General features: G+C 70.0%; 11 protein-coding genes. 6 read left to right on the top strand and 5 right to left on the bottom strand.

Annotation, left to right across the window (positions count from 1 at the left end; all coding sequences use genetic code 11):
• Nucleotides 1–95: 95 nt before the first annotated feature.
• Together RZR99_RS11600 and RZR99_RS11595 are read left to right on the top strand one after the other, a co-directional pair.
• On the top strand, nt 96–911 hold the full coding sequence (locus RZR99_RS11600; RefSeq protein WP_323119898.1) for an aldolase: 816 nt from the start codon (nt 96–98) through the stop codon (nt 909–911).
• 210 nt (nt 912–1,121) lie between these two features.
• Complete coding sequence (locus RZR99_RS11595) at nt 1,122–2,771, top strand: DUF3459 domain-containing protein (protein ID WP_323119897.1); 1,650 nt, start codon at nt 1,122–1,124, stop codon at nt 2,769–2,771.
• Between the two features lie 362 nt (nt 2,772–3,133).
• On the opposite strand, the gene RZR99_RS11590 is transcribed toward RZR99_RS11595, so the two are convergent.
• Entirely contained in the window at nt 3,134–3,724 is a 591-nt protein-coding gene (locus RZR99_RS11590) for a thiamine phosphate synthase (protein WP_323119896.1), read from the bottom strand.
• A 454-nt stretch (nt 3,725–4,178) separates the two neighbouring features.
• Between RZR99_RS11590 and RZR99_RS11585 the strand changes: the two genes are divergently transcribed.
• Nucleotides 4,179–5,081 (top strand): NAD-dependent epimerase/dehydratase family protein, encoded by a 903-nt coding sequence (locus RZR99_RS11585; RefSeq protein ID WP_323119895.1) that lies wholly within the window; start codon nt 4,179–4,181, stop codon nt 5,079–5,081.
• A 60-nt stretch (nt 5,082–5,141) separates the two neighbouring features.
• On the opposite strand, the gene RZR99_RS11580 is transcribed toward RZR99_RS11585, so the two are convergent.
• The 4 genes from RZR99_RS11580 to RZR99_RS11565 all read right to left on the bottom strand — a co-directional run bounded on the left by RZR99_RS11580 (nt 5,142) and on the right by RZR99_RS11565 (nt 9,299).
• Entirely contained in the window at nt 5,142–6,482 is a 1,341-nt protein-coding gene (locus tag RZR99_RS11580) for a hemolysin family protein (RefSeq protein ID WP_323119894.1), read from the bottom strand.
• A 93-nt stretch (nt 6,483–6,575) separates the two neighbouring features.
• Complete coding sequence (locus tag RZR99_RS11575) at nt 6,576–7,358, bottom strand: sensor histidine kinase (protein WP_323119893.1); 783 nt, start codon at nt 7,356–7,358, stop codon at nt 6,576–6,578.
• 111 nt (nt 7,359–7,469) lie between these two features.
• Entirely contained in the window at nt 7,470–8,390 is a 921-nt protein-coding gene (locus RZR99_RS11570; RefSeq protein ID WP_323119892.1) for a DMT family transporter, read from the bottom strand.
• 51 nt (nt 8,391–8,441) lie between these two features.
• Nucleotides 8,442–9,299, bottom strand: coding sequence for a LysR family transcriptional regulator (locus tag RZR99_RS11565; RefSeq protein ID WP_323119891.1), 858 nt, complete (start codon nt 9,297–9,299; stop codon nt 8,442–8,444).
• A 97-nt stretch (nt 9,300–9,396) separates the two neighbouring features.
• Here RZR99_RS11565 and RZR99_RS11560 point away from each other — a divergent pair, with 97 nt between their 5' ends.
• The 3 genes from RZR99_RS11560 to RZR99_RS11550 all read left to right on the top strand — a co-directional run bounded on the left by RZR99_RS11560 (nt 9,397) and on the right by RZR99_RS11550 (nt 12,415).
• Nucleotides 9,397–9,780, top strand: coding sequence for a tautomerase family protein (locus RZR99_RS11560; protein ID WP_323119890.1), 384 nt, complete (start codon nt 9,397–9,399; stop codon nt 9,778–9,780).
• A gap of 123 nt (nt 9,781–9,903) precedes the next feature.
• Nucleotides 9,904–11,532, top strand: a complete 1,629-nt coding sequence (locus RZR99_RS11555; protein WP_323119889.1) for a CHAD domain-containing protein — start codon at nt 9,904–9,906, stop codon at nt 11,530–11,532.
• Between the two features lie 34 nt (nt 11,533–11,566).
• Nucleotides 11,567–12,415, top strand: coding sequence for a TOBE domain-containing protein (locus tag RZR99_RS11550; RefSeq protein ID WP_323119888.1), 849 nt, complete (start codon nt 11,567–11,569; stop codon nt 12,413–12,415).
• Nucleotides 12,416–12,434: the final 19 nt, after the last annotated feature.

Here is a 12,434-nt window from a genome sequence, read left to right as displayed (position 1 = left end):
TTCCATGCGACGAAAATGTTTGCCGGATGCCCGACAGTCTGCGACGCTGTCGGGCGAGTGCTGCGACGTTCCCACCTACACCACCCTTCACCACCATGCAAACGTTGACGACAGGCAAGGCCGATTTGATTGACTCGAGCAGCCGCCAGATGGAGACGCATCTGCCGGCCAGCGACTGGACACGGCGCGAGAAGGTCGCGCTCACATGCCGGATCCTGTTCGAGCAGGGACACGACTCGGGGCTGGCGGGACAGATCACCGCGCGCACGGAAACGCCGGGCCGCTACATGACCCAGCAGCTCGGACTCGGGTTCGACGAAATCACTTGCCGCAACCTGCTGGTCGTCGACGAGGATCTGAACGTGATGTCGGGCGAGGGCATGGCGAATCCCGCGAACCGTTTCCATTCGTGGATCTATCGCGCCCGGCCCGACGTCAACTGCATCGTGCATACCCATCCGCTGCACGCGTGCGCGCTGTCGCTGCTCGAGCGTCCGCTGCGCGTCGCGCACATGGACAGCTGCATGCTGTACGACGACGTGTCGTTTCTCGCGCGCTGGCCGGGCGTGCCGGTCGGCAACGAGGAGGGCGAGCTGATCGCGTCGGTGCTGGCGCACCGGCGGGCGGCGCTGCTCGCGCATCACGGGCTGGTCGTCGCGGCGCGCAGCGTCGAGGAGGCGTGCGTGATCGCGGTGCAGATCGAACGTACCGCGCGGATGCAGTTGCTGGCCGAAGCGGCGGGCGAGATCCGCGACATCGATCCGGCGCTGGCGAAGGAGGCGCACGACTGGATCCTGCAGCCGACCCGCAGCCGCGCGACGTTCGGCTATTTCGCGCGACGCGCGCTGCGTGCGCTGTCCGCCGGCGAGGCCGAGGCGCTGCTGTCGTTCGCCGCGCCGCCCGCCGGTTGATCGATGTCCGCCGCGCCGTATGACGGCGCGGCGGGCGCTCACCGCCGCGACGATCCCCCGGGGTCGGTTCGGATTTAAAACGGCGGCCGCGCGCTCGCGCGGCCTTGCGATTCGGCGCATACTGAACCTTCTTTGCTGTCCGGCAAGCGTTGCATGCATGCACGCCATCCGCGGCGTGTCCGATGCCTCTGAACGCACGAGGAGCGCGTCATGTCCGAGTGTCCGCACGATCCGTATGCCCGTCACTATTCCCATTGCCTGCCGTTCGGCGCACAGCCTTGCGGTGCGGCTTGCGCAACCACCCGCACGCATTTCCGCATCTGGGCGCCCGCGCGCGCGGAAGTCGCGCTCGAACTGAATCCCGACGGCGCCGATACCCGGCTGATACCGATGGCGCATGCGGGCAACGGCTGGTTCGAGGCGTTCGCCGACTGCGGCGCGGGCACCCGCTACCGCTACCGGCTCGACGGCACGATCGCGATTCCCGATCCGGCTTCGCGGTCGCAGCCCGACGGCGTCGAGGGGGCGAGCGAGGTGATCGATCCGCGCGCGTTCACGTGGCGTCATACGTTCTGGCGCGGGCGTCCATGGGAAGAGATCGCGCTCTACGCGATCCAGCCCGGCAACGTCGGCGGGTACGACGGCGTGCGGCGCCGCCTGCCGCAGCTGGCCCAGCTCGGCGTGACCGCGCTCGAACTGCTGGCGTCGCCGCATGCGGGGCACGACAGCCTGCCGTTCGCGCCGATCGCGGCCTGCGGCGGCCCCGACGCCCTCAAGTCGCTGATCGACGATGCGCATGGCTTGGGCCTCGCGGTGCTGCTCGATCTCGACTATGCCCGCTTCGGCGGCGGCAGCGACGCGCTGCGCGACTATGCCGCGCCGTTCTTCCATACGCGCGACGATCCGCTGCAGGCGGCGCCGCTTGCGCTCGACCATCCCGAAGTCTGCGATTTCTTCTGCGACAACGCGCTCTACTGGATCGACGAATACCGTTGCGACGGGCTGCGCATCCGCGAAGCGGACCGGATCGGCAGCGCGTGGCTGAGCGAGATCGCCGACCGGGTGCGCGGCGCGGTGCCGACCGACCGGCTCGTGCATCTGGTGCTCGGCAGCGAGCGACATCCCGCGCATCTGGCGGACACGCATTTCGACGCGCAATGGAACGGTTGCGGCGAACGCGCGCTGCATCGGCTGACCGGCCGTCACGACGGCGCATGCAGCGACAGCATCTCGACGCATCAATCGATTCATGCGCTTGCTCGCGCATTGACGGCGGACGGCGCGGCCTTCCAGCGGCCGCAGGCGGCCGGCGGCGGCCTGTCCGACGGGCTGGCGCCGACGTCGCTCGTGCTGTCGGACGGCGGCGTCTGGTCCGGTGCGGATCATGAGCGTCACGCGGGCCTGGCCGCGCTCGCGCTGTCGTTGCTGACTCCGCAGATTCCGTTGATCTTCGATGAAGCGGCGATCGATCCCGAGCGGCGGCACTGCGTGCAATCGGCGCTGGCCGTGCGCGCGAAACTGATCGCGCCGCGCCTCATCGATGCGAAGCCGCAGCACGTCGACATGCTGCGTGCCGACGACGGCGTCGAGGCCGACGCACTCGTCGCGGCCTGGCGGCTGGGAGACGGGGAGACGCTGAGCATCGCGCTCAACCTGTCGCCGCATGCGGTGCCGTTCGACGACGCGCCGGACGGGATGATCGTGTTCGAAACGCCCGCGCGGGCCCGCGACCGGGTCGATCTGGGCGAACTGCCGCCCTATGCGCTGGTCGCGTGGTTGACGGGCGACGTCAACCACTATGCGCTCACGCACGATACGCGGTTGTTGCCGGACGGCGCGCCGTATTCGATGCGTAGTTGAAGGCCGGCGGGCGACGTCGGCCGTTACGCGCCGGCGCGCGGCGTGAGGGGGTTGGCGGCGCGCACATTGCATTCGCCGTGCAGTCGAGGGCTGACGCGCGAGTCGCAACTGGCAACTCGCAACGGTCTCCGGATGACGCGCGGCATTCGCTGCGCGGCTAAGGGCAGGCGAGTGACGGTAGCGGCCTTGCGTCGGCGCGCGATACGCGATCGTTTGCGGAGCACGTGCCGCGTTCGCTCGCACGTATGACCTCGCCACGAGCGACATGACGCGCTCTGCACCGCGCGACAGGCGGTTGCCGCCGGCCGACGCATCGCATTCGCGGCAGTCCCCGCGACCGCGTCACGTCCCTCATCGACCGCCTACCAGAAACCGCGAATTCCCGCGATACCGTGTGCGCGATGCCGCCGGGCAACCGGCAGGGATTCGCGCGTCATGCCGCCGAGCGCATAGACCGGCATCGACGCCTGCGCGGCGCAGGCCTCGAATGCGTCCCAGCCGAGCGTCGGGGCGCCGGGATGGCTGAGCGTCGGCAGCACCGGCGACAGCGTCACGCAGTTCGCGCCGATCCGCTCGGCGTGCCGCAGTTCGTCGGCCGAGTGGCAGGCGGCCGACAGCAGGCGGTCGGGCGGCAGCGGCCGGGTCGCGATCGCGAGCATTCGGGCGCTGCCGAGATGCACGCCGTCCGCGCCCGACGCCAGCGCTTGCGCCGCGTCGAGCGGGCCGTTCAGCACGATGCGCGCCGAATGTGCATGGCAACGCGCGACGGCTGCCGCCGCCAATGCGGCATAGGCGCCGGCGTCGAGCGTCTTCACGCGCAGCTGCACGAACGACTGGCCGGCTTCGAGCGCCGCCGACAGCCGGGCCAGAAAGGCCGCCAGATCCGCGTCCGAGCCGGAAGCCGGTTCGGGTGTGATCAGGTAGTACGCGGGCAGGGAGAAAGCGTGGTTCATGCCGGGATTCGGTTCGATAAGGGGCGGGGGGGGGGGCGTGCGGGGCGGCATGCGTGAGCCGGCGTTCGCCGCGCGGCGGCGGATGCGCGCATGCGGCCGTTGCCGTGCCGCGCGTGTCGGACAAGCCGGCCGCGCATTCCCGCGCGCGTTCGCTGAGCGATAGTACACGGCGGCGGTGAGCGGTCGGTGGCGCATCTTTTGCAAGGGTGACGGCGTGCGGATCGTTCGCGGTACGCCACCGCGTCGGCGGAAGAGGGCGAAGGGACACCCGGTCAGGGCCGGATGCGGCCGACCGCGTTGCCCCCGACGGTGGCAATACCCTTCGATACAGCGATATCCAATGCTTCATTCTTGACTTTAAATCAAGAATGACTTGACCCCGGGCGGCTTTTTCCGCGACGCGGTTGCACACACACTGGCGCCTTCCAATCAGGACCGACACAAGGCGTGCGACATGAAGATTTTCGTGACAGGCGCGGGCGGATTCATCGGCGGCTCGATCGCGGCGGGACTCGCGGCGGACGGCCATCAGGTGACCGGGCTGGTGCGCGACGGGGCGCAGGCGGATGCGCTGCGCCGCATCGGCATCGAGCCCGTGACCGGCACGCTGGACGAGCGCGCGCTGCTGATCGCTCAGGCGAGTGCGGCGGACGCCGTGATCAACGCGGCAAGCAGCGATCATCGCGGCGCCGTCGAGGCGCTGATCGACGCGTTGCGCGGCGCCGGCAAGGCGCTGCTGCATACCAGCGGATCGAGCATCGTCGGCGACGCGTCGGGCGGCGAAGGCAGCGATCAGGTCTACCGGGAGGATGCGCTTCCCGTTCCGACCGAAGACAAGGCCGCGCGCGTCGCGATCGACCAGCTCGTGCTCTCGGCGGCCGCCGACGGCATACGCTCCGCGGTGCTCTGCAATACGCTGATCTACGGACACGGCCGAGGCCTGCCGCGCGAGAGCGTGCAATTGCCGAGGCTGGTGCGCCAGGCGCGGAAGCGCGGCATCGTGCGTCACGTCGGACGCGGTCTCAACATCTGGTCCAACGTGCATATCGACGATGTCGTCGACCTGTATCGCCTGGCGCTGACCGGTACGCCCGCCGGGGTCTTCTATTTTGTCGAGAACGGCGAAGCCGCGTACCGCGACATGACGGCGGCGATCGCCGACGTGATGGGGCTCGGTGCGCCGCAGGACTGGCCGCTGCGCGACGCCGAGGCGGAATGGGGCTACGAGATGGCGAACTACGGCCTCGGTTCGAACAGCCGCGTGCGCGGCGAGCGTGCGAAGCGTCTGCTCGGCTGGCAGCCGAAGCGCGCGTCGGTGCTCGACTGGATCCGGCGCGATCTGCTGTCCGGCGCATGAAAAAACGGCGCGCGGCCCCGAGGGGTCGCGCGCCGTCGATGCGGCGGTCGGCGCGCTGGCTTACTCGTCCGCTTCCTTCGCCGCCTTCGGGTACACGCGCACCAGCACGATGCGCGGCCCGTTCATCTTCTTGACCACCACGTCGAATCGATCGAACGCGACGCGCTGGCCTTCGCTCGGCAGATCGCTCAGCGCCTGGATCACCAAGCCGCCGACCGACTCCGCGCGGCCTTCGTCGATGTCGATCCCGAGCGCCTGCTCGAGCGACACGACGGGCAGGCTGCCCTTGCCCATCAGCGTGCCGTCGTCGAGGCGGCTCCAGTCGGCGTCGCCCTGCCTGAATTCGTCGTGGATCTGGCCGACCAGCGCGCCGAGCAGGTTGTCGAGCGTCAGGAAGCCGATCGGCTTCTCGTTCTTGTTGCCGACCAGCGCGAAGTGCGGCGCGCCCTTGCGGAAGCGCCGGAACAGGTCGAGCGCGGGCGTGTCGGGCCGGACGTACTGCACCGGACGCACGTAGTCGGACAGATCGTCGAGCGCGGAGCCGGCGTGGCGTGCGAGCAGCAGGTCCTTCAGGTGGATCAGCCCGCTCACCTGTTCGCGCGATGCGTCGTCGTACAGCGGATAGCGGCTGAAGCGATGCCGCGCGACCACCTGCATGTTCTCCTGCAGCGGCACGTCGCGGCGCAGGCCGACCATCTCGTGCGCCGGGCGCATCAGATCCGACACGGTCATCGACGAGAAGTCGAGCGAATGCGCGAGCGTGTTCCACTCGTCGGTGCTGTACGCGGCTTTCGCGGTCTTCGACATGCCGGCCGCATTGCGGCGGCTGCGCAGGATCAGCTTCAGTTCATCGGTCGAGTAGTGCGCGTCGCCGCCGTGGTCGGCGGACAGCCCCACGAACTTCAGGATCGCGTTCGCGCTGGCGTTGAGCACCCAGATGGCCGGGTACATCGCCCAATAGAACGCATACAGCGGCAGCGCCACCCACAGGCCGACCTTCTCGGCTTCGCGGATCGCCATCGACTTCGGCGCGAGTTCGCCGACGACGATGTGCAGGAACGAAATCACCGAGAACGCGAACACCAGCGAGATCAGATGAACCAGCCGTTCCGATTCGACCCCGATCGCGGACAGCAGCGGGGTCAGCAGTTGCGAGAACGCCGGTTCGCCGACCCAGCCGAGGCCGAGCGATGCGAGCGTGATACCGAGCTGACAGGCGGAAAGGTAGGCGTCGAGCCGCGCATGCACGACACGCAGGATGCGGCCGCGCAACCCGTGCTGGCGGGCGAGTGTTTTGACGCGCGTGGCGCGCAATTTGACCAGGCCGAACTCGGCCGCGACGAAAAAGCCGTTCAAGGCCACCAGGAACAACGCGCCGATGAGCGCGAAGATCTGTATCAAGAAAAAACTCCGGAAGTGAAGGAACCGTCAGTATAGGGCTTGAAAGGCAGGCGTAATAATTTCGCGAGCGTTCGGCGCCGAATCCGGCGCGCTTTACCGGGCGGTCACGCGCGGCACCGTCAGCGAGAGCGTGGCGGGGGCGCCGTCGGCGAGCGGGCCCTGGGCGAACGCGCCGCCATGCGCCTGCGCGACCCGCTGGCATAGCGCCAGCACCCAGGCACAGTGCTTGCCGTCGCGCTCGCGCTGCGCCTCTTGGCGTGCGAAGGGCTCGAATACGTGCGGCAGGGTCGGATCGGTCAGCGCGGCGGGCCGCGCGGGGAACGTCGCGTCGAAACGCACGGCGTCGCCTTCGTTGGCGCAGGCGAGCGTGACCGCGCACTGCGGCGCGCCGGCTTCGACCGCGAACACCAGCATCGTGAAGATCGCTTGTGCGAGCCGCGCGCCGTCGGCCGCGATCGCATTGCCGGCGCCGTCGCCCACGGTGACCGCGATCCGCACGCCGCGCGCGTCGGCGAGCGCCGCGCGGGCGAGCGCGGCGCCGTGCGCGGCGACCTCGGCGGGCGAGACGTCGGTGGGGTGCAGCGCGAGCGCGCGGGTGGCGGCGCGCGGGGCATCGACGACCGCCTCGACTAGCCGCGTCTGCTGTTCGATGCCGGTGCGAATGCCGGCGAGCGCGCGCTGCAGGCCGGCGTCGGCATGGGCGAGCTGGCGTTCGAGCACGAAGGCCCAACTGTGCATCGCGTTGAGCGGTCCGCGCAGATCGTGAGACGCGGTGGACAGCACCTGGTCGCGCATGAACAGCGCCGCTTCGGCGGCGAAGTGCGCGGCGCGCTCGCGCAGCAGCGCGGCGGCCGGATCGGCGGGGAACGAGGTCACGGCGATTCTCGGGACGAGGTCGGAGGCGTTGAGCGAGTCGCCATTATAGAGATCGGATACCGGCCGGTCGCGCTCGTCGTTCGGCGCGGACCGTGGATTCGGAGGCAGGGATCAGGCGGGTTGCGGATCCTGTCCGGGTGCCCGCGCCTTGTTGGGCAGCAACTGGCAGACGAGCAGGCCGACGAGCATCAGCCCGCAGCCGAGCAGCGCGCGCAGCGACAGCGTTTCGCCGAGCGCCGCCCAGCCGGCGATCGCGGCGAACACGCCTTCCATGCTGAAGATCACGGCGGCATGCGCGGGTGCGGCGTCGCGCTGCGCGACCACCTGCAGCGTATAGCCGACGCCGACCGACAGCAGGCCGCCGTAAAGCAGCGTCGGCAGCGCGCGCACGAGCGTCGCGGTGCTGAACGGCTCGAGCGCAAGGCCGAATGCGAGACACAGCGCGCCGCACACGACGAACTGCATGAACGCCAGCACGAGCGGATCGTGACGGCGCGCGAGATGGCCGACCGCCATGACGTGCACGGCGATGATGACGGCGCCCGCGAGCTGGAACCAGTCGCCGTAGAGCATCGAGAAATGCTCGTCGACGCTGAGGAAATACAGGCCGATGCCGGCGAGCAGCGCACCCAGCCAGGTACCGAAGCCGGTGCGGTGGCGCAGCAGGATGCCGAGCAGCGGCACGATCACGACGTACAGCGAGCTGATGAAGCCGGCATTCGCGATCTTGGTGTATTGCAGGCCGATCTGCTGCAGCGAGATCGACCCGGCCAGCAGGCCGCCGAGCGCGAGCCCCGGCAGCAGCAGCGTGCGGTCGCGCGCGATCGCCGCGAACTGCGCGCGCGCCGACGCCTTCACGCACAGCAGCGGCGCCAGCACGGCCGCGCCCAGCAGAAAACGCAGCCCGGTGAACAGGAACGGCCCGATGACGTCGAGACTGAGCCGCTGCGCGACGAAGGCCGAGCCCCAGATGGCGGCGGCGGCGAGCATCAGCAGATTGGCGCGGAGGTGTTTGCGGGCGTCGTGATTCATACGGCGTTGCGGCGCGAAAGGCGGTTGAAAGAGAGGGCGGAACCCGACAGTCTACGCCGACACGGCGAGGCTGTCGGCGAAGCGGCGCAGCGCGTCCGCCGAGCGGGGGTCGCGCACGCGCGAGTACAGCACGACGTGCGATTCCGGCAGCGCCGGCAACCCGAAGCGCGCGCCGACATCGACCAGTGTGCGGGGGGCGACGCGACGCGCCAGCGGACAGACGGCCAGACCCGCCGCGGCGGCCGCGGCGACGGCCGCGACGCCGCCGCCCGTGAAGCGCTCGCGCCACGGCAGGCCCGCTCGCTCCAGCGCGCGCAGCGCCGCCGTGCGGACGCCGCACGGCCCGGCCAGCACGGCGAGCGGCAGCGGCTCGCCCGCGCGCGGCGCCCAGTCCGGCGCCGCGAGCCACGCGATCGGCTCGCGGAACAGCAGCGCGCCGTCGTCGCGCGGCAGGTCTTCGGTCGGCTCGTGGCGCACGATGGCGGCATCGAGCCGCCGCTCGTCGTACTGCGCGAGCAGGGGCACCGACGAGCCGAGATGCATTTCCAGCACAAGCCCCGGATCGTGCCGGTGCAGGCCGGTGAGCACGGCGGGCAGATCCGGCACCGCGACATGTTCGCTGACGCCGAGCACGAGCCGGCGCGGCCCGGCCGACAGCGTGCCGAGCGCATGCTCGTGCGCGTCCAGCAGCGCGCGGGCGGCGGGCAGGAAGGTTTCGCCCTCGGCGGCCAGCTTGACGAGGCGGGGGGTGCGCTCGAGCAGCGGCTTGCCGAGGTGCGCTTCGAGCCGCTTCAGCTTCAGGCTGACGGCCGATTGCGAGGTGCCGAGCGCGTCGGCGGCGCGCGTGAAACTCGCCAGATCGGCGACCAGCACGAACGCGCGAACCGCATCGAGATCGAGTGGTTTCATTTCGATTGAAAATAGATGAAATATTCAGATATATCTGTTCATTATAGATGGTGGATCCTAAGCTGACATCACGTTCCGTCAACCCAGGAGAAATGTCATGCCGTTCACCCGTATCGCATTACGCGAAGGCAAGCCGGCCGCCTACCGCCGCGCGCTGTCCGAAGGCGTCCATCGCGCGCTGACAAGCGAGTTCAACGTGCCGGACGACGACGTTTTCATGATCGTCACCGAGCATCGCGACGATAACTTCATCTATGACCGCCATTACCTCGGCATCGACCGCAGCGACGATATGGTGATGATCCAGATCGCGGTCACCGATTCGCGCGGGCCCGAGCAGAAGCGGGCGCTGTACCGGCACATCGTCGATGCGCTGGCGGAGGCGCCCGGCGTGCGCCGCGAGGACGTGTTCATCAATCTCGTCGAGGTCCGCAAGGAGAACTGGTCCTTCGGCAACGGCATCGCGCAGTACGCGCCTTGACCTGGCGCGGTGAGCGGCGCCGGGCCGCTGTCCGCGCCAAAAGCGGCCGTGTACTATGGAATGGATCGGATCGCCGACGAGCGCGGGGGCGTGGCGGGCGGCCCGGTCCATGCCGGAGTATTCATGTCGCGTGTTCTGGAAATCGTGCTGGGTTTCCCGTTGCAAGGCTGGCAAGCCGCGGTCGATGCGCGCTCGCGCAAGCCGCCCCGCGCTGCGCGCGACTTCGGCGCGGAACTGGTCCGGGCGTGGCGCATCTGCCCGCAGGTGAAGATGCGGCGCGGCCACGAGTCCGTCGCGATCGTGCCGTGCCGGGTGATCGAGGCCGAGCCGGCCGGGGAGGGGCGATGGTGGACCTGGATCGAAGTCGCCGACAAGGGGCGGCGCGTGTTCGCGGCGCGTACCCGGGAATTCGCGCCGGGCGTCGCGATCCGCGAGTGCTTTGACGAGCATGCCGCCGATCTGCGCATCGCGCCGGCGCCTGCCGGCGTCCCGCAGGCAGCGTTCGCCGAAGGAGCCCGGGCGTCCGGCGACGGCAACGGCGACGGCCCCGAGGCGGCGGCGAGTCTGGTCAGCGATCGCCGCCGCGGCCGCTGGCTGGATGCCGACGGCGTGGCGGTCGACCTGACGCTGGACGACATCACCCAGCCGAGCGCCGGGGGGCCGCGGCGCTTTTGCGAACTGCGCGTCGCCGTCGCGGACAGCGGCGAGCCGGCCGGGCGCGCCGCAGCCTTGCGGGCGTTGTTCCACGCGGCCCGCGAACTGAGCGGCGCATGGCCTGCGTTTCTGCTGCCGGTCGGCACGCTCGATCGCGTGTGCATCGGCGCGGCGCCGGAGACGCCGGCCGCGCCCGCGAAGGCGAAGTCCGTCGAGCTGTCCGGGCTGCGCACGCAGCGCGCCGCGCTGTTCGCGCTCGGCGCCAGCGTGACCGCGCAATGGTTCGCGAACCATGCGGGCGTGCGCGATACCGACGAGCCCGAATACGTCCATCAGATGCGGGTGGCGCTGCGCCGTCTGCGCACGCTGATGCGGCTGTTTCCGCATTACGCGGACACGGCCTGGAAGGGCGCGTTCGCCGCCGATCTCGGCTGGCTCGGCGGCTTGCTGGGCGACGTGCGCGACTGGGATGTGTGCGTGACGGCGACGCTGCCGGATCTGGCGGCGGCGGACGGCGATGCCGCGGCCGCCGTCGCATGGATCGAGACGCAGGCGGCCGCGCGCGCGCAGGGCGTGGCGGCCCGCGCGGAGCTGCAGCAGGCGCTCGCGTCGGCGCGCTACGCGCGGCTTGTGCTGTCGTGGCTCGAATGGCTCAGTACGCTCGCGCTGCCGGAGGCGGCCGACGCCGCCTCGGCGGGCAAGCTGCCGTCGCTCAAGCGTCACGCGGCGAAGCGCGTCAGCCGGCTGTTCGGCCATCTGTACGGATCGCCGAAGCTCACCACGCTCGATGCGGCCGCCCGCCATCAGGTGCGCATCGATGCGAAGCGTCTGCGCTACGCGCTGGAGTTCTTCGCATCGCTGGCGTCTCGCCGCACGCGCGGCGAGACGACCAAGCTGCTTGCGCGCGTGCAGAGCGTGCTCGGCGAGGCGAACGACGCGGCCGTCGCGCTGCACTGTCTCGAGCGGCTGGCCGCGCCGTCTTATCAGCAAGGTTTCGCGCGCGGCTACGGCGCGGCCGCGCAGCACTATGCCGCGCGGGAGGCGGAGAACCTGTTGCGCGGCTTGCATCCGCCGAAGATCGGCGGGCGAACGGCGTGACTATAATGGCCTCCCTCACCGCCCATCCGCATCGATGAACGCCGATCCTTCCGCTACGCCGCAAGACAACGAACCCGCCGTGCCGCTCGCGCTGCGCGGCGAGCTATGGCTGCACGCCGGCGCGCACACACTCGGGGGCGCGGCGCGCATCGCGCTGCTGGCCGCCATCGGCGAGACCGGCTCGATCACGCGCGCGGCGAAGGCGGTCGGCATCAGCTACAAGGGCGCATGGGAAGCGCTCGACACCATGAACAATCTGGCCGGCGAGCCGCTCGTGCTGCGCTCGACGGGAGGCAAGGGCGGCGGCGGCACCGCGCTCACGCCGCGCGCGACGGCACTGATCGCGGCGTTTCGCGCGATCGAGCGCGAGCATCGCCGGTTCATCGACGCCGCGAGCGCGGCGGTGGAAGGCTTCGCAATCAACTGGGAACTCATCGGGAGAATCGGCATGAAGACAAGCGCACGCAACCAGCTGTTCGGCAAGGTTGCTTCGATCAAGCATGGCGCGGTGAACGACGAGGTATCGCTGGCGCTGCCGGGCGGCCAGACGATCGTCGCCGTGCTGACCCACGAGAGCACGGAAGCACTGGCGCTGGCGGTCGGCGCGGACGCCTGCGCGCTCGTGAAGGCCTCGTGGGTGATCCTCGCCACCGAGGACGACGGCGCGCCGCTCAAGCTGTCGACGCGCAACCAGTTGCGCGGCGTGGTGGAGGACGTGAAGCGCGGCGCGGTCAACAGCGAGGTGCTGCTCGCGCTCGACGGCGGTGTGACGCTGGCGGCGATCGTGACGAATGAAAGCGTCGATACGCTGGCACTCGCGAAAGGCGCGAAGGCGCTGGCCGCGTTCAAGGCGTCGAGCGTGATCCTGGCCGTGAACGGCTGAAGTCGAAGTCCCGCCGGAA

It is taken from the genome of Burkholderia alba (assembly GCF_034721475.1).
Taxonomy (GTDB): Bacteria; Pseudomonadota; Gammaproteobacteria; order Burkholderiales; family Burkholderiaceae; genus Burkholderia; species Burkholderia alba.
Note: the sequence above shows the minus strand (reverse complement) of the source record. Positions and strands in the feature narration are given on the sequence as shown.